The organism is Allocatelliglobosispora scoriae, assembly GCF_014204945.1.
In the GTDB taxonomy this organism is placed as follows: Bacteria; Actinomycetota; Actinomycetes; order Mycobacteriales; family Micromonosporaceae; genus Allocatelliglobosispora; species Allocatelliglobosispora scoriae.
On the sequence record NZ_JACHMN010000002.1, the window covers coordinates 368,507 to 388,294 of the forward strand.

A 19,788-nucleotide genomic window follows, 5' to 3' on the forward strand; every position below is an offset into this window, starting at 1 on the left:
GGTCGTCCGGTGTCAACTCTTGGAGAGCGCTCTCCAACAGGCCCCAGTGTTACGCCAGCATTGCCGTTTCGTCAATACTCACGTCAATGTGTGGCCCGGTTTGCGCCGTATTATCCACAGTGGAACGGCATGCTGCCCGCTGAAGTTGAGAGCGCTCTCCAATACCGACAACACCAAGATCGCCGCAACCCTTGAAGGGTTGCGGCGATCTTGGCGTTGCGTGGCGACCGCTCGCCCGGGGCGGACCCGCTAGCGGACGATCTTGAACTGGAAGATCGACGTACCGAGTGCGCCCATCGCGCGCAGCCAGAGCGGCATGATCATCTCTGCGCCCCGGGCGGTGGTGATGTCGCCCAGGTCGATGATGTCGGTGTGGCCGAAGCTCTCCAGCAGCTCCCGCGCGAGCGCCTTCGCCCCGGCGTCGTTGCCGGACAGGAAGGCCGAGTGGTCACCGTCGGCGAGCTGCCGGGGGTAGACCATCAGCGTCGCGGTCATCGTGTTGAGCGTCTTGACCACCAGCGCCGTCGGGAAGGCGGCCTGGATCCGCTCGGCCACCGAGTCGGTGTCCGGCACCGACATCGACGGCGGGAAACCCTTCGAGAAGTCGAGCGGGTTGGAGATGTCCAGCAACGGCTTACCGGCGAGGTTGTCGCTGCCCGCCGCCGTCAGCGCCGCCAGCGACACGGTGCCCGAGGTCGCGTTGACGACCACCTCGGCACCGGCCGCCGCGTCGGCGAAGGTCAGCAGCGGCACCTGCGTGTGCGCCTGCGCCCAGACGGTGAAGGGCTGGTTGCCCATGCCGTCGACGGCCGTCTGCGCCAGCGTCGCGGCGACGTCGCGCGTACCGATGCTCACCTCGTGGCCCAGCTCCGCCAGGCGCCCGGCGAGCGCTCGCCCGACGGCGCCCGTACCCAGAACTGCGATCCTCATCTTTGCCCTGCCCCCTGATCATGGTCACGTATCCACCGGATAGTGACACGGTCAGGCGGGCAGAGATTCCCGGGGACCCCAGCGGAGCCGGTTGTGCGCGCGCAGATCGGGCAGTTCGAAGAGGTTCCCGCCAGTGTGCAGGGCACCCGCGACGAACGCCGAGGTGAGCGTCGGCCGCACGACCCGGCCGGTGAAGGTCGACGGGACCAGCGGGAACTCGTCGAAGTCATAGAGCCCGTTGGCCGCGATCGCGAACTCGGGCCCGGTGCGGGCCTCCGCCGACCAGTAGTCGATCCGGCCGAGGAAGACCGCGTGCCGGCCGTGCTCGCCGATGTCGGCGATGTGGATGAGCCGGTCCAGCTCCGGCACGGCCCCCGTCTCCTCGCGGACCTCCCGGATGGCGGCCGCCTCCAGGCTCGCGTCGCCCGGCTCGATGCCGCCGCCCGGCAACACCCAATAGGCCGGTACGCCAGGGCGGGTGCGCCGGATGAGCAGCACTCCCCCGCCCGGCGTCACCAGAAGTGCGCGCACTCGCGTGATCACATCGGTCATCGCATTCGCCCCCGTCTACGTCGAACACCGCCACGCAGACTATCTCTTGGCGACCGATTACGGACACCTAGGTGGATGTCCGTCCCCTCGCCGCCTCGGTGGCCCGGCGCAGCTCGTCAAGGTCGACTCCGGCGTCGGTGATCAGCTTCACGGCGAGGCCGTTGCCCTCGCGGATCAGCCCCAGCAGGAGGTGCTCGGTGCCGATGTAATTGTCCTTCAGCCGGAGTGCCTCGCGCAGGGACAGCTCGAGAACCTTGCGGGAACGCGCCGCGAACCGGGTGCCGTTGCGCGGTTTGCGGCGCAGCAGCCCTCGCTTCGCCTCCAGCGGCGGCGGCATCAGCGCCTCCGGCCCGAAGGACTCCTCGATCTTCGACAGCACCGCGTCGAGGTCGATCCCGATCGTCTGCAGCGCCGCCCGGTCCTCCTTGCTCAACGGCTGGGCGTCGTCAGGGACGATCTCCTGCAGCTTCGCGCGGATCGCGGGCGCGGTGAGCCCGGCCTCGGTGAGCGCCCGGACCGCTGTCCCGGTCTCCGCGGTGAGCATCGCGAGCAGCAGGTGCTCGGTGCCGATGTAGGGGTGCTTGAGCTCGCGGGCGGCCACCTGGGCCCCGTTGACGACGCCGCGTGCCGCATCGGTGAATCGTTCGAACACGTTAGCCCTCCTGGGGACCACGGGCCGGCTCGCGGCCGGCGTACTTCTTGTGGACTGCCTGCTTGCTGACGTCGAGCGCCTCGGCGATCTCCTGCCAGGACCAGCCCTGGCGCCGCGCGTTGGAGACCTGCACCGCCTCGAGCTTCTCCGCGAGGCGCCGCAGGGCCAGCGCGGCCCGCAGGCCGACCCGCGCATCCGGGCTGCTCGCCGCAGCCGCCAACTGGGTGGCATCACTCATGCCGTCAACATTAGTTGACGACATGTCCCGCGTCAACCTACGTTGACACAGTGCGGCCGCTGCAGGCGGACGACGGGTCGCGCACTCCACCCGGAAGACTGTGCGGATGCGCAGTGACGACCTGATCGCCAGCCTCGACCTGGCGCCGCACCCCGAGGGCGGCTGTTTTCGGCGGGTCTACACCAGCCCGCTGAGCCTCGGCGACCGGGCCGCGGTGACGTCGATCTACTACCTGATGACGTCGGCCCAGCCCGAGGGCCGGCTGCACCGCAACCGGAGCGACATCCTCCACTATCACCTGGAGGGCGGGCCGATCGACTACCTGCTGCTCGGGCCCGACGGCGACCTCCGCCACGAGCGACTCCACGCCGACCGGCGGGACCTGCTGGTGCCCGGCGGCTGCTGGAAGGCGTCCCGGCTGCCCGCCGGGGTGACATACGCGCTGGTGGCGGAGGTGGTAACACCCGGCTTCGACTTCGCCGACCACGAGTTCGGCACCGAGGCGGCACTCGCCGGGTCACCACACCTCGACGAGCTGCGCCCGTTTCTCCACCCGTGAGCGCGGCGGAGCACGCCGCGACGCCTGGGCTGAGGAGCGCGGCGACGAGGAAGGCGCCGCACCGGGGCGTGCGGGAGCGGAGCGAACCAGAAACGGAGCTCTAGTCGGCGTAGCCGATCTTCTGCAGGTCGAACCAGGTGCGGTAGTGGCCCTCCCGGCCGAGCAGCTCATCGTGGGTGCCCTCGTCGATCAGCCTGCCCTCGTGCATGACGAAGATCCGGTCCGCGTGGCGTACGTTGGCGAGCCGGTGCGTGATGAGCACGGTGGTCCTCGTCCCCTGCCGGGCCCGGACCTGCTCGAAGAGCGCCGCCTCCGCGCGGGCGTCGAGCGCCGACGACGGCTCGTCCATGATCAGCAGATCGGCGTCGCGGTAGAAGCCCCGGGCTGCGCTGATCCGCTGCCACTGGCCGCCGGAGAGGTCCTGCCCGCCCTCGAAGGCGCGGTCGAGCAGGGTCTGGTAGCCGAAGGGCAGCTCGACGATCATGTCGTGCGCGACGGCCGCCTTCGCCGCGGCCTCCACCTCGGGCAGCCCGTCGTCCCGGCCGATCGAGCCGAGCCGGATGTTCGTCTCCGCCGTGAAGGGCCAGCGCCACTGGTCCTGGGTCACCGCGGCCATCGCCGCCCGCAGCGTCGTCTCGTCGACGTGGTCCAGCCGGTGCTCGTCCCACCACACGGCACCCGTGCTGGGCAGGCGCAGCCCGGCCAGGATCGTGGCGAGGGTGGTCTTGCCGGAGCCGTTCTCACCCACGAACGCCACCGTCTGTCCGGCGTGGATGGTGAGGCTCACCCCGTCGACCGCAGCGCGGGGCCGGTCCGGATAGGTCAGCGTCACACCGTCGAGCCGCAGGGTGCGAAACGGCGGCGGCGAGACGGGCTCGGGCGGCTGCGGGGGGACCCGGGCCATCGCGCGGTTCTGGAACTCGACGAGGTCGCGCAGGTGGCGGCCATCGGCGTACAACTCGTTGATGTAGATGGTGGTGACGTGGAGCGAGCCGCGCGCCGCCTGGAGCGCGACGATCGCGGTGATCGCGGCCGCTAGCGGGATCGCGCCGCTGACGAGCAGCCACGCGAGCAGGGCGTAGACCCCGGCGGAGCAGGCGCCGGCGATGATCGAGCCGATCGTGGTGGTCGCGGTGACCTCGCGCGCGAGCCGCAGCTGCGCGGCGGTCTCGGTCGCCATCACCCGGTCGTACTGGCCGAGCAGGTAGTCACGCAGGTGGTAGGCGCGCAGTTCGGTGGCGGAGTCGCGCCGTGCCATCAGGTCGCTGAGCATCCAGATCCGGCGCCGCCGCACCGAGCCCATCAGGTACTCCCGGTAGCGCTGGCCGCCCGCCCGCAGCGCCGCCCATGCCTCCGGCACGATCGCCGCGAGAAGAGCGACGGGCAACAACGGGTGGAGTACGCCGAGAGCCGTCCCCGCCGCCAGCACCCCGATGGCGCCCGCGAAGAGGTTGATCACGTTGCGGACGACGTCCCAGACGGCGTCGATGCCCCGGCCGCTGGCCCGTTCGAGCTCGTCGGTGAAGCCGTCGGAGTCGTAGGCGGCGAGCTCGACCCGGCTCGTCACCTCGAAGAGCCGGCGTTCGGCCTGCTGGCGCAGCCGGGGCTCCAGGCGTGACTGGGTCCAGCCGGAGGCGATGCCGAGCCCGGCCCGGACACCGGTGACCACGGCGAGCAGGATCAGCGCGGGCAGTGCGGCGGCGAACCGGTCGACGGTCGGCCCCTCGGCGAAGACCTCGATCAGCACCCGCTGTGTCGTGAGCAGGCCGAACGTCGACATGCAGCCGGCCGCCACCGTGACGGCGATCGTCGCGATCGTCCCCGCCCGGTCCGCGCCGTAGGCGAGCCGCAGCGCCTCGGCGATGAGCCGCGGCAGCGCTTTCGCCACTCCGCGCAGGCCCGCCTCGATGCGGGCCTGCATGCCCGTCTCCCACCACATCGTCCGGAGCCTGGGCAGCCCCTCATCGGTCTCGGCCGGCGAAGTCGTCGTCACCCGTCCCCCTCACATCGACGCTTGAAACTATCGCTATCGTCGATGCCTGACGGACGGTTGTCGATGTGTTTGCCGGTGTCACCCGATAGAGCAGGGCCGGGCGGTGTGCTCCGCCTGGCCCTGCTTCGCCCTCGGGGAGGAGGGAGTCCTTACAGCCGTACGTCGCCGTCGTGGCGCGTACCGCCCTCGTAGTAGGAACCGAGGTCCTTGCGGTAGATCTCGTCGTCACGCGACTCCGGGTCGTAACGCGGAGCGTCCTTGATCTGGTCCTTCGTCCGGTGGACGAAGACCTTGCGCTCGACGACGTCGATGTTGTCGATCACACCGGCGGGCAGCATCACCTTGGTACCGAAGATCCACGGACCGGTGTCGACGACGACATAGCTGCTGTTGGTTTCGTAGGTGGCCTCATCGATCTTGCCGATGCTGCCGTCGGTGGCCTCCACGTGGAAACCGACGAGGTCGCGCTCGCCCTGCTCGCCATGGGCGTCGTCCTTGTATTCCGTGAGGTCCCGGTAGTTCCACGGATCCCAGGCGGGGATGGGGTTCATCGTCATGTCAACTCCTCGTGTCGTGGTTGCCTTGACACAGGTCCCATACCCCTCGCTGCACAACTCAACACATACTGACGCCATGGTTTTGCAGATCGAACTGGTCCAGGGCGACATCACCGCGCAGGAGGCGGACGCCATCGTCAACGCGGCCAACTCCTCGCTGCTCGGCGGCGGCGGGGTCGACGGCGCGATCCACCGCAAGGGCGGACCGGCGATCCTGGCGGCCTGCCGGTCGCTGCGGGCCTCGCACTACGGCCGGGGCCTCGCCACCGGACAGGCGGTCGCGACCACCGCCGGCAACCTGCGTGCCCGGTGGGTCGTGCACACCGTCGGTCCGGTGTGGAGCGGCACCGAGGACCGCTCGGAGCTGCTGCGGAGCTGTTACGCCACCTCGCTGCGCGTCGCCGATGAGCTCGGGGCGCAGACGATCGCGTTCCCGCTCATCTCGGCCGGGATCTACGGCTGGCCGGTCGCCGACGCGGCGCGGCAGGCGCTGACCGTGCTGCGCGCGTCGACACCCGAGCACCTGGTCGAGGCCCGGCTGGTGCTCTTCGGTGCGGAGACCTACCGGATCGCGGCCGAGCAGGCCGGTTAGCGGAAGAGGCTGACCACGATCTGCTCCGGACCGGCGATCATCGCCATCTCGGTGCCCCAGTCGGTGTTCGTCGGCTCCAGCAGGACCGTGGCGCCGGCCGCCCGCAGGCGCTCGACCTCGGCGGTGACATCGTCCACGGCGAAGTGCACCGCGACTCCCCGGGCCGGCTCGCTCGGCACCATCAGCTCGGCCGTGAGCATGATCGTCGCGCCACCGGCCTCCAGCTCGGCGAAGGCGTCATCGGCGAACCTCGCCTGGAGGCCGACGACCTCGGTGAAGAACCGGGTCGCGGCGGGGACATCGCGGACCACCAGGTCCATGGTCATGAGCTGCATGCCAGGGACCTTATCAACTCATGATTAGCACTGGCGTACTATCCGGGGATGGCGCACGCACCCCACCAGCCCTCGATGCTGGACCTCGCCGACGAGGCGAGCCTCGGCTCGCTCGGCGGGCTCCGGCGCCACGAGCTCACCATGGGCGCCTGGGTCGACCACCTGCCCGGCTGGGTGCACGGGTCCGACCTCGTCCTGGAGACGCTGCTGGACGAGGTCGACTGGCAGGCCGAGCGCCGCGAGATGTGGGATCGCGAGGTCGACGTGCCCCGGCTGCTGCGGTGGTACGCGTGGCACGAGACGCTGCCGCACGAGCTGCTGACCAGCGCTCGCTCGCGACTGAGCGCGCACTACGCGGCCGAGCTCGGTGAGGAGTTCGCGACGGCGGGGATGTGCCTCTACCGGGACGGGCGCGACAGCGTGGCCTGGCACGGCGACACGATCGGCAAGGGTGCGACCGTCGACACGATGGTGGCGATCGTGTCGTTCGGCTCACCTCGGTCGCTGCTGCTCCGGCCGCGTGGCGGCGGGTCCAGCCTGCGGTTTCCCCTCGGACACGGCGACCTGATCGTGATGGGCGGATCGTGCCAGCGGACCTGGGAGCACTGCATCCCCAAGACCGCCCGCACCGTCGGCCCCCGCGTCAGCGTCCAGTTCCGCCCCCGAGGCGTCTCCTAGTTTCCCGCCGGGCCCCGCGCCGCCCCAGATAGCCGCAACTCCTCAAGAGTTGGTCCTATCGACGACCTCGGCCGTTGGAATGACTTAATGTCAGAGCCAGGGACAACCTCCATCCAAAGCTGTTCCACTATCGGAGCTTTCGATGAATTCGATCTTCATGTTGCTGGTCGGCGTCGTCGCCGTCGCCTATGGCGTTGCTCGGCTCATACGCAGGAAGACCAGGTCGGGGATCTTGATGACGGTCGCCGGAGTCACCTGTGCCGTGATCGCCGCGCTCGACGTCGGCAACGCGTCACCCCGGGTTCAGCGGCACGCCAGCCTCGCGGGGTTGGCCGCACTCGCCGCGGTCACGTTCGCCCTGACCGTCCACTGGGCGATCACCGCGTACAGGTCAAACCGCGACTAGGCTGTGTTGCGAAATGGGCCTCCTGTCGGTTGTGTGGCAGGGTGCGGTTTGTGGCTCGTTTTACCGCGTTCCGGTTCACTGTGGACCCGACACCCGGGCAGGATGCTCTGCTTCGGCGGTATGCGGGTGCGTCGCGGTTCGGGTACAACCAGTGCCTGCGCCTGGTGAAGGACGCCCTGGACGCCAAGTCCCGGGGCGTTGTGGTGAAGGTCCCGTGGACGGGTTTCGACCTGATCAACGCGTTCAACGGGTGGAAGCGGTCCGCGGCTGCGGGTCGGGTGATGGTCGCCGCCGCGGACGGCACGGTGACTGTCGAGGTGACGGGTCTGGTGTGGCGTGCCGAGGTGCGGCAGCAGGTGTTCGAGGAGGCCGCGGTCGACCTCGGGCGTGCCCTGGCCGCGTACACGTCGTCGAAGGCCGGTGCGCGGGCGGGTAAGCGGGTCGGGTTCCCGAGGTACCGGTCGAAGAAGCGCACACTCCCCGGGTTCCGGGTCCGGTGCAAGACATCACGTTCGGGCCGGGTCGATGTCCGCGTCGGCGACGACGGCGGGCCGAGGTCGGTGACCCTGCCGGGTATCGGTGTCCTGGCGGTGCGGGAGGACACCCGGCGGTTGCGGCGGATGCTGACCAAAGGCCGGGCGAAGGTCATATCCGCTGCGGTGAGCTTCCGGGCGGGCCGCTGGTCGGTGTCGCTGACCTGCGAAGCCGCCGACCTCCACGACGCCCACCGGCACCAGGCCGACGTTCCCGACACGGCGGAACACGGGTGGGTCGGAGTCGACCGCGGCCTGACCGCGTTCGTCGTCGCCGCCCGCGCCGACGGCACCCCGGTCCTGCGTGTCGACGACCCGCCGCGTCCCGCCCGCGCAGGCATGCCGCGTCAGCGGCGCCTCGCCCGCGCGGTGTCCCGCAAAAAACCCGGCTCCGCAAACCGCCGCCAGGCCGCCGCCCGGCTGGCCGCCCACCACGCCCACATGCGGGCAGTGCGCCAACGGTTCCTGCACCACGTCTCCCACCAGCTGGTCAAGACCCACGACCGGCTCGTCCTGGAGACCCTGAACATCACCGGCATGCTCGGCAACCACCGGCTCGCCGCCGCGATCGCCGACGCCGCCTGGACCGAACTCGCCCGCCAGACCACCTACAAACAGGCATGGCGCGGCGGCCGGCTGGTCCTGGCCGACCGGTGGTACCCGTCCACGAAAACCTGCTCCGCCTGCCGCACCATCACACCCGCCATGCCACTCAACCAACGGGTGTTCACCTGCGGCACGTGCGGATACCAGGCGGATCGGGACCACAACGCCGCAGTCAACCTCGCCGTCTGGGCCGAGCAGCACCACGCCCGGACCCGGGACCCCCACGCAGGAGGCCCGGACACCAACGCCCGCCGAGGGGAAGGCACTGGCCCGCGCACCCGCGCGGACGAAACCAGCCCTGATGACGCGGGAACCGCACCCACCCCCACCGGAGTGAGGCGCGGACGCCCGAGAAGGGCGCTGCCTCAAGATCCAAACGGACTTCGAGACAGGCCGTAGACGGCTTCACACCCGAACGCTCGGCTGGTCGACGACCGCATCCGCCGGCCGGGCCTGGGTCGGAAGCACCTTGACCTCGCGCCCCTTGATCCGCAGCAGCCCGTTGAGCAACCGCTGCGCGGGCCGTTCCACGAGGAAGTGGCACACGATCGCCACCACCGTGATCAGCACGACGATCAGCGCCATCTTCCCCAGGTAGCCGGCCGCGCTCCCCGCCCCGAACCGCTCGGCCTTCAGCGCGTACATGATCGGCCGGTGCACGAGGTAGAACGCGAAGGACACCTCCCCCAGGAACACCACCGCCCGCAGGCTCAGCAAACGCCCGAGCAGCGACCGCGGATAGAGCCCCAGCCCCAGGCAGAGCACCACCGCCGGGACGATCCACATCGCGTCGAGGCTGGCGTAGTAGCTCGGCCGCCCCGGCCAGGCCATCAGCGACAGTGTCAGCGCGGCCGGAGCGATCGTGAGCAGCGGCGACAGCACCCGGTCCCGGCGGGCCGAGGGTGTCCAGGTCTGCCGGGCGTGGCGCAGCAGCAGTGCGGCGATCATGCCGAGCGTGAAGTCGCCCAGGTGCGTCACCGGCATCCGGTAGAGCCAGCGGTGCGCGCTGTCGGGGTTGGTCGGCGGCAGTCCCGCGCGGTAGAGCTGGAACGCCGTGGCCAGCGCGAACACCAGCACGACCACGCCGAACCCCAACGCGAACAGCGCTCTCGACGGCAAGTGGGTAATCCGCGGTTTCAACAAGTGGTGGGACAAGCACGGCGGAACGGTCAACACCATTGCGACCGTCGTTTCGTTCATGCCGATTCCCGGGCTGCAGCAGGTTGCGGCAGTCGTCTCCATCGCCGGCAGTGGCTACTCCGCCTACCGCGCTTACAAGCAGGGCGACCGTTGGGGAGTCATCGAGAACGGCGTCGGCGCGATTCCCGGTGTCGGCGCACTGGCGAAATCATGGAAGATCTATCGGGCGCTCAAGGTGACCAAGGGCGCCCGGTGCCCCTACTGCGGCCAACGCGGCCTTCGTAGCGGACCTCGATCGATACTGACCGGATATCGTAGGGCTGTGACGTCGTACAAACGCTGGGACGCTGTCGGCTATGTCTCCGGAATGTATTCGGTGGCTCGTTATGCGCAGTCGAAACGGCACTGGAATGACTAAGGACAGGGATCCTGAGGAGATCTCCGCCACGGATGTCCTCAATCCCAGTTCACTCTGGTTGGTGACGATGTCGCCGATCCTCCGGATGGTGATCAGGCGGGAGGTCGGACCTGACGACAGGAGGATCGGAGTCAGGCAATTCCTGACCAGACCGACGACGGCGATGGAGGCGCTCGCGAATCATGGTGCACGTTCCATCGCATGGATTTTCACGCTGCTGCCCTACATCGTCGCCTTAATCGTCGATTCCTTCACAGGATATAGAGCAAGCAATGTGCTCGATATCCTGGCGCCCTTTGCCTTCATCGTCTCCATCGGCATGTCCGTTTGGCACGGTGTGCTCGCGGGAGCAATGTTCATAGTCGACTCGACGCACCGCCCCAGCGGCCGGGTCCAGGCGAAGTTCTACGGCGGCATGCTGGATTGGCTTCCGTTTATTGCGCTCGTTCTAGTCGCGCTACAGGTGTAAATGTTCGTCGGCCGGGTGGTGGCGTCCAGCATTTGCTGGACGCCACCACCCGGCCGGCGAACCATAGGACCAACTCTTGAAGAGTTGCGGTGATCTTGTCGGGCGGCCTGGCTACGACAGGGTCAGGGGCCAGGGGCGGGCTGTCGCGCCGAGGCGGTTCCAGGCGTTGATCACGGTGATCGCCCAGATCAGCTCGGCCAGCTCCACCTCACTGAATTGCTCCGCCGCCAGGGCAAAGACCTCATCGCCCACCGGACCCTCCGTCAGCCGCGTCGCCGCCTCGGTCAGCTCCAGCGCCGCCCGTTCGCGCGGCGTGAAGAACGGCACCTCGCGCCACACCGGCAGCGCGTAGAGCCGCTGCTCCGACTCGCCGCCCTTACGTGCGTCGCGGGTGTGCAGGTCCACGCAGTAGGCGCAGCCGTTGAGCTGCGATGCCCGGGCCCGGACGAGGTCCAGCAGGGCGGGCTCCAGGCTGACCTGCCGAGCGGCGGCGTCGAGTGCGTTCATCGCCTTGTTGATGTGCGGGGCCAGCGTGTCGACCGCGAGCCTGACGGAACCGGGTGCGGATGTCTCTGTGCTCATGAAGATCACGGTAATCGGATAGTGGTTCGATGCTAAGGTCCAATTCGATGGCACAATCTTGGACCACTTTCGGGATCGACCTGCATCTCGACCTCGACACCGCGCACGGCCGCCGCACGGGGCTCGAGCAGGGGCTGCGCGACGCCATCCGGGACGGGCGGCTGGCTCCTCGGACACGGCTGCCCTCCACCCGGGCGCTCGCGGCCGAGCTGGGGCTGGCCCGGGGCACCGTCAGCACCGCTTACGAGCAGCTCATCGCCGAGGGCTACCTCGTCGCGCGACGCGGCTCGGGCACGGCGGTCGCGGTCCTGCCACGGCAGACGAGCGGCGGTGGGCGTACCCCCATGCGGGTTGACGGGCAGCGACGGCCTGGCGACCCGGACCTGACCGCCTTCCCGGTGGCGGGCTGGCTGCGGGCGACCCGGCGGGCGCTCGCGGCGGCACCGGCCGAGGCCTACTACTACGGCGACCCGCGCGGGCGGATCGAGCTGCGCTCGGCGCTCGCGGACTACCTCGGCCGGACCCGGGGCGTGCTCGCGAGCCCGGATCAGATCATCATCACCTCGGGATACCTGCAGGCGCTGGCGCTGCTCGCGCAGGTGCTGCGGGAGCGGGGCACGACGGCGGTCGCGATGGAGGACCCCGGCGTGCGCTTCCACCAGACCGTGGTCGCGCGGGCCGGGCTGCGCGTGCTGCCGCTGCCGGTCGACGAGAGCGGAGCACGAACCGACCTGCTGCGCGACGGCGAGATCGGCGGCGAGGCCGGGGCGGTCGTGGTCACCCCGGCGCACCAGTACCCGACCGGGGCGACCCTGCACCCGGCGCGGCGCCACACGCTGGCGCAGTGGGCACGGGCACGCGGCGGGCTCGTGATCGAGGACGACTACGACGGGGAGTTCCGCTATGACCGCCAGCCCGTCGGCTCCGTGCAGGGCACCGCTCCGGACCAGGTCGCCTATGTCGGCAGCGCCTCCAAGACCCTCGGCCCGGCGCTGCGGCTGGGCTGGCTCGTGCTGCCGCACCACCTCGTCGACGCCGTCGCCGACGCGAAGCTGCACCACGACCACCACACCGAGACGATCGGCCAGCTCACGCTCGCCGAGTTCATCACCGGCCACGATTACGACCGGCACATCCGCGCGAGCCGGTTGCGCTACCGCAAGCGGCGCGACCTGCTGCTCGCCCGCCTCCAGCCGACGACGGCGGTACGCGGCGCAGCCGCCGGCCTGCACGCCATGATCAGCTTGCCGCCCGGCGGCCCCGACGAGGCGGCCGTGCTGGCGCGGACCGCCGGATCGGGGCTCCCCGTCACCGGGCTCGCCGAGCACTGGCACGATCCGGGCGCGGACCATCCCCCGGGTGTCGTCGTCGGCTACGCGGCCTGCTCCGACGGCGCCTACCCGGCGGCGCTCGACACGCTCGGACGAGCGCTAATGAGTTGACGCGGCCCGGGAAGGTCCGTAGAAACAGCGGCATGCTGCGTGGTGACAAGGTCGGGCTCCGGGCCCGGCACGCCGAAGATGTGCCCATCCTGCACGAGGGGCTCCAGGACGACGTCTACACGCGGCTGCGCGCCGACACCCGGCCCTGGCTGCCGATGAGTCTGCAGGAGTCGCCTTACGCGCCCCGGCCGAGCAAGGAGAGCGTGATCTGCTTCTCCGTCGTGTCCCTCGCCGACGGCTCGCTCGCCGGTGAGGCGCTGCTCTGGGGCATCGACACGCACAACCGCTTCTCGCACATCGGCATCTCGATGCTGCCGCAGTCGAGGGGCAAGGGCTTCGCCACGGACACGGTCCGGGTGCTCTGCCAGTACGGCTTCATGGTGCTGGGCCTGCAGCGCATGCAGCTCGAGACGCTCTCCGACAACCACGCGATGCGCCAGGCCGCCCTCTCGGCCGGTTTCACGGTCGAGGGGACACTGCGGCGGACCGCGTGGGTCAATGGAGAGTTCGTCGACGACGTGATCTTCGGCCTGCTCCGCGACGAGTGGTCCGGCGGGCCGATCCCGCCCACCGCTAGCTGAGGTCGCAGGCCTTGAGTCCGGTGTCGTAGCCTTCGAAGAACGCGTCCGTGCGCTGCTTGCCGGTGCCGTGCGACTCCGGGGCGAACCACGGCTGTCCGGGATCGTCGGCGACCGCCAGCAGCCCCGCCTGCAGCTCCCCCAGGTCCCCGCTGTCCAACCGCAGCGCGTTGACCCTGACGGTGTCGCCGAGGTAGGCGCCGGCCATGCAGTCCGCCTGCAGCTCGTGCTCCACGGTGTAGCGGTGGGTGATGCCGAGGCGGTTCTGGATGCCGTGGGCGTACTCGTGGCCGAGCAGGTAGTAGACGAAGGCGTCGCCGATCTGCCGGAACGCCTTCAGCGCCCAGGCCGAGTCGTAGGCGATGAAGTCACCCGCCGGGCAGTAGGCGGCGTTGTTGGCCGGAACCGGCTCCGAACCGCAGGCGAGCCGCCCCGCGCCCCGGTAGGGCACGAGCCGCGAGATCGGCTCGAACGGCTGCCCGCTGTCTTCGAACCGGGCCTTCCAGTACTCCTCGGCGACCGACATCGCGCCGGTCAGATCCCGCTGGAACTCCTCCGCCGTGGTCGTGCCGTCGACCTCACCGCTCGGCGATGCCGAGGGAGAGGCCGGCAGGGAGGCGACCGGCGGTGCCTCGCCGTCCCGGCCACCCCGGTCGCGGACCGAGACGCAGGCGGCGAGCACGATCACGACGGCGGCGCCGGCGAGGATGCGGGTGAGACGGTTGTCGAGGGTCATGAGCGGCGGCCTTTCCAACAGGGGTGTCAGCGGACCGGGAGCGGGACCACCGTCCACGGCAGCTGCTTGCGGGGGTAGTTCTCCCACTCTCTTGGGTACCCCAGCGCGGGCTCGACGAAAGGCACTCCGTCGCGCCAATTGATGCCCGGCATGTGCCGGTGGCCGGTGACGACGACGGCGGCGTTGTAGCGCACATGCCAGTCCTCGGTGCGGTCGGTGCCGCACCAGAGCGAGAACTGCGGGATCCGCGGCAGCACCGCCAGGTCGCGGCGCATCGGGAAGTGTCCGACCAGGACGGTGGGCACGCCGGGGTCGAGCTGGTCGAGCCGCGCCGCGGTCTGCGCGACCCGGGCATGACACCACTCCACGATCGACGGGTACGGGTCGGGGTGCAGGTAGAACTCGTCCGTGCAGACGATGCCGTTCTCGGCCGCGGCCTCCATGGCCTGCGCGGCGGTGGTCCCCGGCGGCCGGAAGGTGTAGTCGTAGAGCAGCGTCATCGGCACGACCGTGAAGGTCCCCGAGTCGAACTCGACCGTCTGGTAATCGTCCTCCGGCGTCAGCACCCCGAGGCTGCGGCAGATCTCGACGAGGTGGTCGTACCGCGCCTCGCCGCGCAGCTGCACCGGATCGGCGGGGGTGGTCCAGAGCTCGTGGTTGCCGGGCGTCCAGACGAGCTGCCGGTAACGCCCCCTGAGCGTCTCCAGGGTCCAGGCGAGCTGGTCGGGGGTCTCCCCGACGTCACCGGCGATCAGCAGCCAGTCAGCGGGACTCGCCGGGAGCTCCGAGACGATGTCCTTGTTCTTCGGATGCGAGACATGTAGATCGCTGACGGCGAGAAGCTTCACCGTCCCATCCTCCCCTGTCCCGGCAACGTTTTCTCCTCCGACCCTGCGCCCATCGCCTATGCTGCTCGACGATCGGTACCGGTCCGGCTGGCGGGAGGTTGCGTGACACCGGAGGAGTGGCTCGACGGCGAGATGCGCCATCACCTGGAGGAGTTCGGGCAGATCGGGCTCTATGAGCTGCTCTGGCTGCTCAACGAGACCGAGCTGGGCCTGTCCGACGAGGCGGCGATGGGCCTGGCCCGGCGGGTCGCCACCACCGGCGTCACCGAGCGGCTGGGCGAGCTACGCCGGTTGAGCTGGGTCTCCGCCGACGTGCTCGCCGGTCCGCTCGACCCGGCGGTCCTCGCCGACGACGAGGCCTGGCTGGAGGACGCCGACTCGTCCTACGTCGCACTGGTGCAGCCCTGACGCCTGCTCGAGTCGACCCGGACCGCCACGCTGCCATGATCGTGCATGTTCCCGGAAACAACCCCCTGGGCTCATCCGTAGGGCCTACTTCCGCGAAGAAGCGCGATCATGGAGGCCGACGGGACCGGCCGAACGCGCTGCCGGAGGTCCGCGTCCAGGAAGGCCTCGGCCGCCTGACGCGCATCGTCATACGTGATCACGATCGCCGTTCTCCGTCAGGGCCGGTACCGGGCAGTGGATCATCGAGCAGATCGTCCGCAGCAGCTCGAACTCCGCGTTCGTCATCGTGCCGTCGCTGCCGATCACCGCTACCATCGCCTCCACCAGCACCGACTTGTCCCGAGGGCTGAGCCCGTCGAGATCAGGCCATACCTGCTCCAGCGCCAGCACCCCCTGCGCGGGCGGCGCATAGCCCACGTCCAGCCGAGGCGCGATCCCCGCGACCCCGGCCGCGAACGCACGCTGAGCAGCAGCCGGATCGGGTGTCCCGACGGACGCGAGGATCGCAAGGAGCATCGCGATCGAGTCCCGAGCCGTGGCGAGGTTGCGCTTGCGCTCCGGCCACGGCGGGTTGTCGTAGACGGACTCGTAGAGGTCCCGGTGCAGCAGCCGGGAGAAGCAGTACTCGAAGACGTCGACCCGCCCGTCGGCCATGATCAGCTCGTTGATCGTCTCGATCAGCTCCTGCTTGCGGGGCACCGGATGCATCCGCAGCACGGGGAAGCTCAGCTGCGCGATCGGCAGGCGGAGCAGCGGGTGCAGCCCCCAGACCTCGACGGCTTCGCCGACCGCCGCGTCGGCGATCCCGGTCCCGTGCTTGGCGGCGAGGATCGCGACCTGCTTGGCCCGCACGTCGGGCTGCTCGGACAGGAGCAGCCCGTAGACGAGCGGCGTCACCGTGTCGCCCCGCCGCGCCCGGGCCAGGATCTCCGGCGGGATCTGCCCGAGGATCGATTCGGCCCGCCGATAGGCTTCATCGCCGGGTGCCCCCACCTGCGAACTCACCTCGCCGGGCCCTACGGAGACCGTGGCGTCCGGGTGCGGCAGCGGCTGGGCGGGCGCCCCGGCGAGCCCGAGCGCCACGTCCTCGGCCATGCCGGAGGGCGGCGATTCGCGCCAGCGTTCGGTGAGCGCCTGCAGCTCGGCGGGGTTGAAGTCCGGCTCCAGCACCTGGATGCGCTTGACCAGCGGCGGGTGCGTGGCGAAGAGCGAGCTGAACCCCTGTCCCGACCCGAAGAGCAGGTGCCCCACCTCCTCGGTCTTGGGGCTGATCAGCTTCGATCCGCCCTCCAGCCCGCCGATCTTCTTCAGTGCCCCGGCGATCCCGGCGGTCTGCCGGGTGAACTGCACCGCCGAGGCGTCCGCGAGGTATTCGCGCTGCCGGGACACCGACGCCTTGATGATCCGTCCGGCCAGCACGCCGAGGAACCCGGCCGCGATCAGTGCGAGCCCGATCAGCGGCAGCGGGTTGCCGCCGTCCTTGCTGTCGCGGCTGCGCCCGCCGATGATCCCGGCGTTGACGAAGGTCCGGCCGATGACGGCGAGGAAGAGGATGCCGAAGAGCAGGCCGATGAGCTTGATGTTGAGCCGCATGTCGCCGTTGACGACGTGGCTGAACTCGTGCGCGATGACGCCCTGCAGTTCGTCGCGGTTGAGCCGGTCCAGCGCGCCGCGGGTCACGGCCACTGCCGCGTCCGCCGTCGACCATCCGGCCGCGAAGGCGTTGATCGCCCGCTCGTCCTCCAGGACATACACCTCCGGCACGGGTACGCCGGAAGCCAGCGCGATCTCCTCCACGACGTTGCGCAGGCGCCGCAGTTGCAGGTCGGTGGTGTCCTCCGGGACGAGCACGCCGCCGAGCTCCAGGGCGACCTTGCCGCCGCCCCCGCGCAGCCCGACGGTTCGGAAGAGCGACGCGAGCCCGATCACCACGACGGTGGCGATCGCCGTGAAGATGAGCAGCCCGGGGAGGTTGTCGACGGTGCCGCCGACGAGGTTGATCGCGACGACGACGGCGAGGCAGACGGCGGCGACGAGCGCGACGACGGCGAGCACGAAGAGGAGGACCAGGCGCGCCGAGAGGCGCTTGACCTGCCGCTGGCGCTCGAAGAAGTTCATCCGATTAGAAGGAGACCTGCGGTGCCTGGCGGGCGTCGGGGTTCTCGAGTTCGAGCAGCGCCGCCGAGGTGAAGCCGAATGCTCCGGCGACGACGCTGGACGGGAACGTCTCCCGCTTGTTGTTGTAGGTCATGACCGAGTCGTTGTAGGCCTGCCGCGCGAACGCCACCTTGTTCTCGGTGGAGGTCAGCTCCTCGGAGAGCTGCATCATGTTCTGGCTGGCCTTGAGGTCGGGGTAGGACTCGGCGAGGGCGAAGAGCCGGCCCAGCGACTGGGTGAGGATGCCCTCGGCGCCGGAGAGCCCCTGCATCGCGGTCGGGTCGCCGGGGTTGGCGCTGGCGGCGGCCTGGGCGGCGATGGCGCCGTTGCGGGCCTGCACGACGGCTTCGAGGGTGCCCCGCTCGTGCGCCATGTAGCCCTTGGCGGTCTCGACGAGGTTGGGGATGAGATCGTGCCGCCTGGTGAGCTGCACATCGATCTGGGCGAAGGCGTTCTTGTACCCGTTGCGCGCGGTGACCAGGCCGTTGTACATCCCGACGACCCAGGCGGCGAGGACGCCCACGATCAGCAGCAGGCAGACGAGTCCGATGATCCATTTCACGAATTCAGACTAGGAGGGCAAACCGGTTGATGTAGGCAACTTCGAAAAGCCGGGGCATGGCACGGGGGCGATAGGCTCGCCTCGCTCGCATCGATCAGACCCGGGGGCACCCATGATCCGCCGATCCGCCGCGCTCCTCGCCACGCTCGTCCTCGCAGCCGGGTTGGCTGCGTGCACCCGTAGCACCGCGACCGCCGAAGGCCCGAGCCGGCAGGAACGCGTGCGGCAGGCCTTCCAGCGGCTCGGCACGGAGATCGCGGCCAAGGACGGGTTGCCGACCGGCCCCACCGGCTATCTGAGGGCCGGCATGAACACCCTGCCCAGCGGCACGGAGCTGACGCTGTGGGTGAGCGACCCCGGCGACCCGGTGAAGGCGCGGTCGCGCTGCTTCTACCTCGACGAGCAGCATCGTGACGGCGTGGTGAGCGGCTACACCGGCTGCGGGGTTCCGGGCCGGGAGGTTTCGCTCAGCGGCGACACCGCCACGCTGGTCGGCTCCACCGGTACGTGGGGGGCCACGGCGGTGAAGATCGAGGGCAACGGCACCAGTACCGAGGTGCCCGTCACCGCGGGCTACTTCCTGGTGCCGTCGACCTTCACGAAGGAGGTCGATGTGCCGCTGACCCTGACCCTGCTCGACGAGGCGAAGGTGCTCGGCACGGTGACCGAACTGATGCCGCCGGGCAGCGCCGTGCCGCAGCCCCCGTCCCTCGGCGCCCAGTAGTCCTCAGCAGTCCTCAGCGCAGGTCGACGACGAGGCGGAACCGCTCCAGGATCACCGGCGTGGCGTCGTCCACCGTGAACTCGGGGTCGCCCAGGGCAGCGCGCATCTCCTCGCCGTGCCAGAACCGCTCGTGCCCGGCCCGCCACTGCTCGACGGTCGCGTAGCCCTCGCCCTCGTCCACCGCGTGTGCCAGGTCGACCTCGGCGAGCGGGACCACGCTGACGTCGGTGACCTCGATGATCGCCACCGGCTTCCCCTGCGAGTCGATCACGACCGACCGCTCCCCCACCTCGGCCAGCGGGGTGCCCTCGTGCTCGTAGTCGGCGAGCAGGCCGGTCGTGCTGGTCTTCGCGCCGGACAGGACCGCCTCGACGAGCCGGTCGCGCAGCGGGCCGGGGAAGGCGAACTCGCAGATCGGCAGGGCGCTGAGGTCCTCCCAGAGCGGCTTGACCAGCAGCTCGAACTCGAGATCGTCGCGCAGCGGCAGGCCGAACCGCTCGTCGCCGTAGGGGAAGGGCTCCAGCTTGCCGGTGTGGGCGTAGCCGCGCCGCACGTACCACTCCAGAAGTTCTTTTCGGAGGGTGATCACGGTCATCCGCATCTCGCGGACGCCCCAGATGTCGCGCGCGTGGCGCTCCGCCTCGGCGAGCACCGCCTTGCCCAGGCCGCCGCCCTGCTCCGACGGGCGGACGGAGAACATCCCGAAGTAGGCGTAGTCGCCCCGGTGCTGGAGCTGGCAGCAGCCGACGAGCAGTCCGTCGCGCTCGGCCAGGATCAGCCTGGTCAGCGGATCCGCCACCACCTCCGCGACGGCGGCGGGGTCGGTGCGCTGCCCCCCCAGGAGGTCGGCCTCGGTGGTCCACCCCACCCGGCTCGCATCGCCCCGGTAGGCGGACTGGACCAGCTCGACGATGGCCGGCACATCGGCGGCGGTGGCGGCGCGGAAGGCCAGCGGCAGGGCGGTATTCACCGGGGTCCTCTCTGAACGGGAATGCGAAGGCGATCAGTCTCGCAGGCGCCTTGGTAGGACGGTCCGGGCGACACCCCGCTGTGCCGTTTTCGCGTACCTCATCGACGTCGTCAATAAATCAAT

The 19,788-nt window shown here is 69.9% G+C and carries 25 protein-coding genes and 1 pseudogene; 11 read left to right on the forward strand and 15 right to left on the reverse strand.

Annotation, left to right across the window (positions count from 1 at the left end; translation table 11 throughout):
* Positions 1–249: 249 nt before the first annotated feature.
* The 4 genes from F4553_RS07645 to F4553_RS07660 form a co-directional block, all read right to left on the reverse strand.
* Entirely contained in the window at positions 250–930 is a 681-nt protein-coding gene (locus F4553_RS07645; protein WP_184833921.1) for an NADPH-dependent F420 reductase, read from the reverse strand.
* 51 nt (positions 931–981) lie between these two features.
* On the reverse strand, positions 982–1,482 hold the full coding sequence (locus tag F4553_RS07650; RefSeq protein WP_184833923.1) for an NUDIX domain-containing protein: 501 nt from the start codon (positions 1,480–1,482) through the stop codon (positions 982–984).
* 67 nt (positions 1,483–1,549) lie between these two features.
* Complete coding sequence (locus F4553_RS42285) at positions 1,550–2,134, reverse strand: Clp protease N-terminal domain-containing protein (protein WP_184833925.1); 585 nt, start codon at positions 2,132–2,134, stop codon at positions 1,550–1,552.
* A 1-nt stretch (position 2,135) separates the two neighbouring features.
* Positions 2,136–2,372: a helix-turn-helix domain-containing protein gene (locus F4553_RS07660; RefSeq protein ID WP_184833927.1), complete on the reverse strand. Its 237-nt coding sequence runs from the start codon at positions 2,370–2,372 to the stop codon at positions 2,136–2,138.
* Positions 2,373–2,478: 106 nt separating this feature from the next.
* Between F4553_RS07660 and F4553_RS07665 the strand changes: the two genes are divergently transcribed.
* On the forward strand, positions 2,479–2,931 hold the full coding sequence (locus tag F4553_RS07665) for a cupin domain-containing protein (RefSeq protein WP_184833929.1): 453 nt from the start codon (positions 2,479–2,481) through the stop codon (positions 2,929–2,931).
* Positions 2,932–3,031: 100 nt separating this feature from the next.
* On the opposite strand, the gene F4553_RS07670 is transcribed toward F4553_RS07665, so the two are convergent.
* Both F4553_RS07670 and F4553_RS07675 read right to left on the reverse strand, forming a co-directional pair.
* Positions 3,032–4,924 (reverse strand): ABC transporter ATP-binding protein, encoded by a 1,893-nt coding sequence (locus tag F4553_RS07670; RefSeq protein ID WP_312875130.1) that lies wholly within the window; start codon positions 4,922–4,924, stop codon positions 3,032–3,034.
* Positions 4,925–5,073: 149 nt separating this feature from the next.
* Positions 5,074–5,481: a PRC-barrel domain containing protein gene (locus F4553_RS07675; RefSeq protein WP_376776195.1), complete on the reverse strand. Its 408-nt coding sequence runs from the start codon at positions 5,479–5,481 to the stop codon at positions 5,074–5,076.
* A 76-nt stretch (positions 5,482–5,557) separates the two neighbouring features.
* On the opposite strand from F4553_RS07675, the gene F4553_RS07680 reads away from it, so the two are divergent.
* Positions 5,558–6,073, forward strand: a complete 516-nt coding sequence (locus tag F4553_RS07680; protein WP_376776196.1) for an O-acetyl-ADP-ribose deacetylase — start codon at positions 5,558–5,560, stop codon at positions 6,071–6,073.
* Here F4553_RS07680 and F4553_RS07685 read toward each other — a convergent pair.
* Positions 6,070–6,408 carry a VOC family protein gene (locus tag F4553_RS07685; RefSeq protein WP_184833931.1) on the reverse strand — a complete coding sequence of 113 codons (339 nt, stop codon included), beginning with the start codon at positions 6,406–6,408 and terminating at the stop codon, positions 6,070–6,072. The genes F4553_RS07680 and F4553_RS07685 overlap by 4 nt on opposite strands.
* A 48-nt stretch (positions 6,409–6,456) precedes the next feature.
* Here F4553_RS07685 and F4553_RS07690 point away from each other — a divergent pair, with 48 nt between their 5' ends.
* The 3 genes from F4553_RS07690 (at position 6,457) to F4553_RS07700 (ending at position 9,030) form a co-directional block, all read left to right on the forward strand.
* Positions 6,457–7,086, forward strand: coding sequence for an alpha-ketoglutarate-dependent dioxygenase AlkB (locus F4553_RS07690; protein WP_184833933.1), 630 nt, complete (start codon positions 6,457–6,459; stop codon positions 7,084–7,086).
* A 142-nt stretch (positions 7,087–7,228) separates the two neighbouring features.
* Positions 7,229–7,492 (forward strand): hypothetical protein, encoded by a 264-nt coding sequence (locus F4553_RS07695; protein WP_184833935.1) that lies wholly within the window; start codon positions 7,229–7,231, stop codon positions 7,490–7,492.
* Positions 7,493–7,542: 50 nt separating this feature from the next.
* On the forward strand, positions 7,543–9,030 hold the full coding sequence (locus tag F4553_RS07700) for an RNA-guided endonuclease TnpB family protein (protein ID WP_184833937.1): 1,488 nt from the start codon (positions 7,543–7,545) through the stop codon (positions 9,028–9,030).
* Positions 9,031–9,036: 6 nt separating this feature from the next.
* Here the strand turns inward: F4553_RS07700 and F4553_RS07705 are convergent, their stop codons facing one another.
* Entirely contained in the window at positions 9,037–9,714 is a 678-nt protein-coding gene (locus F4553_RS07705; protein WP_184833939.1) for an acyltransferase family protein, read from the reverse strand.
* Between F4553_RS07705 and F4553_RS07710 the strand changes: the two genes are divergently transcribed.
* On the forward strand, positions 9,686–10,189 hold the full coding sequence (locus F4553_RS07710) for a hypothetical protein (protein ID WP_184833941.1): 504 nt from the start codon (positions 9,686–9,688) through the stop codon (positions 10,187–10,189). The genes F4553_RS07705 and F4553_RS07710 overlap by 29 nt on opposite strands.
* Positions 10,182–10,658, forward strand: coding sequence for a hypothetical protein (locus tag F4553_RS07715; protein WP_184833943.1), 477 nt, complete (start codon positions 10,182–10,184; stop codon positions 10,656–10,658). Before F4553_RS07710 ends, F4553_RS07715 begins: the two co-directional genes overlap by 8 nt.
* 111 nt (positions 10,659–10,769) lie before the next feature.
* Here F4553_RS07715 and F4553_RS07720 read toward each other — a convergent pair whose 3' ends face one another.
* The gene (locus tag F4553_RS07720) at positions 10,770–11,240 is read right to left on the reverse strand and encodes a carboxymuconolactone decarboxylase family protein (RefSeq protein WP_184833945.1); all 471 of its coding nucleotides are present in this window, start codon (positions 11,238–11,240) and stop codon (positions 10,770–10,772) included.
* 47 nt (positions 11,241–11,287) lie between these two features.
* Between F4553_RS07720 and pdxR the strand changes: the two genes are divergently transcribed.
* Both pdxR and F4553_RS07730 read left to right on the forward strand, forming a co-directional pair.
* A complete protein-coding gene (gene pdxR / locus F4553_RS07725; RefSeq protein ID WP_184833947.1) occupies positions 11,288–12,682 on the forward strand; it encodes a MocR-like pyridoxine biosynthesis transcription factor PdxR in 1,395 nt (464 codons plus the stop codon).
* A 32-nt stretch (positions 12,683–12,714) separates the two neighbouring features.
* Positions 12,715–13,263 carry a GNAT family N-acetyltransferase gene (locus F4553_RS07730; RefSeq protein ID WP_184833948.1) on the forward strand — a complete coding sequence of 183 codons (549 nt, stop codon included), beginning with the start codon at positions 12,715–12,717 and terminating at the stop codon, positions 13,261–13,263.
* On the opposite strand, the gene F4553_RS07735 is transcribed toward F4553_RS07730, so the two are convergent.
* A complete protein-coding gene (locus F4553_RS07735; RefSeq protein WP_184833950.1) occupies positions 13,256–13,996 on the reverse strand; it encodes a neutral zinc metallopeptidase in 741 nt (246 codons plus the stop codon). The genes F4553_RS07730 and F4553_RS07735 overlap by 8 nt on opposite strands.
* Before the next feature lie 26 nt (positions 13,997–14,022).
* A complete protein-coding gene (locus F4553_RS07740) occupies positions 14,023–14,844 on the reverse strand; it encodes a metallophosphoesterase family protein (protein ID WP_312875131.1) in 822 nt (273 codons plus the stop codon).
* A 102-nt stretch (positions 14,845–14,946) separates the two neighbouring features.
* Between F4553_RS07740 and F4553_RS07745 the strand changes: the two genes are divergently transcribed.
* Positions 14,947–15,252 (forward strand): hypothetical protein, encoded by a 306-nt coding sequence (locus tag F4553_RS07745; RefSeq protein WP_184833954.1) that lies wholly within the window; start codon positions 14,947–14,949, stop codon positions 15,250–15,252.
* A gap of 186 nt (positions 15,253–15,438) precedes the next feature.
* Here the strand turns inward: F4553_RS07745 and F4553_RS07750 are convergent, their stop codons facing one another.
* Positions 15,439–17,370, reverse strand: a complete 1,932-nt coding sequence (locus F4553_RS07750) for a M48 family metallopeptidase (RefSeq protein ID WP_184833956.1) — start codon at positions 17,368–17,370, stop codon at positions 15,439–15,441.
* Between the two features lie 4 nt (positions 17,371–17,374).
* Positions 17,375–17,971 carry a LemA family protein gene (locus tag F4553_RS07755; protein WP_312875132.1) on the reverse strand — a complete coding sequence of 199 codons (597 nt, stop codon included), beginning with the start codon at positions 17,969–17,971 and terminating at the stop codon, positions 17,375–17,377.
* 112 nt (positions 17,972–18,083) lie between these two features.
* Here F4553_RS07755 and F4553_RS07760 point away from each other — a divergent pair, with 112 nt between their 5' ends.
* Positions 18,084–18,695 carry a hypothetical protein gene (locus F4553_RS07760; RefSeq protein WP_184833958.1) on the forward strand — a complete coding sequence of 204 codons (612 nt, stop codon included), beginning with the start codon at positions 18,084–18,086 and terminating at the stop codon, positions 18,693–18,695.
* Between the two features lie 13 nt (positions 18,696–18,708).
* On the opposite strand, the gene F4553_RS40055 is transcribed toward F4553_RS07760, so the two are convergent.
* Both F4553_RS40055 and F4553_RS41760 read right to left on the reverse strand, forming a co-directional pair.
* Positions 18,709–19,116, reverse strand: coding sequence for an ASCH domain-containing protein (locus F4553_RS40055; RefSeq protein ID WP_376776255.1), 408 nt, complete (start codon positions 19,114–19,116; stop codon positions 18,709–18,711).
* Positions 19,117–19,233: 117 nt separating this feature from the next.
* A pseudogene (locus F4553_RS41760) lies at positions 19,234–19,665 on the reverse strand (GNAT family N-acetyltransferase); the annotation flags it as partial.
* Positions 19,666–19,788: the final 123 nt, after the last annotated feature.

What these genes read in the sequence shown, in the direction of transcription:
- F4553_RS07665 (WP_184833929.1), top strand. Translation starts at nt 2,479, where the DNA reads ATGCGCAGTGACGACCTGATCGCCAGCCTCGACCTGGCGCCGCACCCC.
- F4553_RS07730 (WP_184833948.1), top strand. Translation starts at nt 12,715, where the DNA reads ATGCTGCGTGGTGACAAGGTCGGGCTCCGGGCCCGGCACGCCGAAGAT.
- F4553_RS07650 (WP_184833923.1), bottom strand. Translation starts at nt 1,482, where the DNA reads ATGACCGATGTGATCACGCGAGTGCGCGCACTTCTGGTGACGCCGGGC.
- F4553_RS07750 (WP_184833956.1), bottom strand. Translation starts at nt 17,370, where the DNA reads ATGAACTTCTTCGAGCGCCAGCGGCAGGTCAAGCGCCTCTCGGCGCGC.
- F4553_RS07690 (WP_184833933.1), top strand. Translation starts at nt 6,457, where the DNA reads ATGGCGCACGCACCCCACCAGCCCTCGATGCTGGACCTCGCCGACGAG.
- F4553_RS07715 (WP_184833943.1), top strand. Translation starts at nt 10,182, where the DNA reads ATGACTAAGGACAGGGATCCTGAGGAGATCTCCGCCACGGATGTCCTC.
- pdxR (WP_184833947.1), top strand. Translation starts at nt 11,288, where the DNA reads ATGGCACAATCTTGGACCACTTTCGGGATCGACCTGCATCTCGACCTC.
- F4553_RS07720 (WP_184833945.1), bottom strand. Translation starts at nt 11,240, where the DNA reads ATGAGCACAGAGACATCCGCACCCGGTTCCGTCAGGCTCGCGGTCGAC.
- F4553_RS07680 (WP_376776196.1), top strand. Translation starts at nt 5,558, where the DNA reads ATGGTTTTGCAGATCGAACTGGTCCAGGGCGACATCACCGCGCAGGAG.
- F4553_RS07695 (WP_184833935.1), top strand. Translation starts at nt 7,229, where the DNA reads ATGAATTCGATCTTCATGTTGCTGGTCGGCGTCGTCGCCGTCGCCTAT.
- F4553_RS07645 (WP_184833921.1), bottom strand. Translation starts at nt 930, where the DNA reads ATGAGGATCGCAGTTCTGGGTACGGGCGCCGTCGGGCGAGCGCTCGCC.
- F4553_RS07660 (WP_184833927.1), bottom strand. Translation starts at nt 2,372, where the DNA reads ATGAGTGATGCCACCCAGTTGGCGGCTGCGGCGAGCAGCCCGGATGCG.
- F4553_RS07675 (WP_376776195.1), bottom strand. Translation starts at nt 5,481, where the DNA reads ATGACGATGAACCCCATCCCCGCCTGGGATCCGTGGAACTACCGGGAC.
- F4553_RS07685 (WP_184833931.1), bottom strand. Translation starts at nt 6,408, where the DNA reads ATGCAGCTCATGACCATGGACCTGGTGGTCCGCGATGTCCCCGCCGCG.
- F4553_RS07735 (WP_184833950.1), bottom strand. Translation starts at nt 13,996, where the DNA reads ATGACCCTCGACAACCGTCTCACCCGCATCCTCGCCGGCGCCGCCGTC.
- F4553_RS07760 (WP_184833958.1), top strand. Translation starts at nt 18,084, where the DNA reads ATGATCCGCCGATCCGCCGCGCTCCTCGCCACGCTCGTCCTCGCAGCC.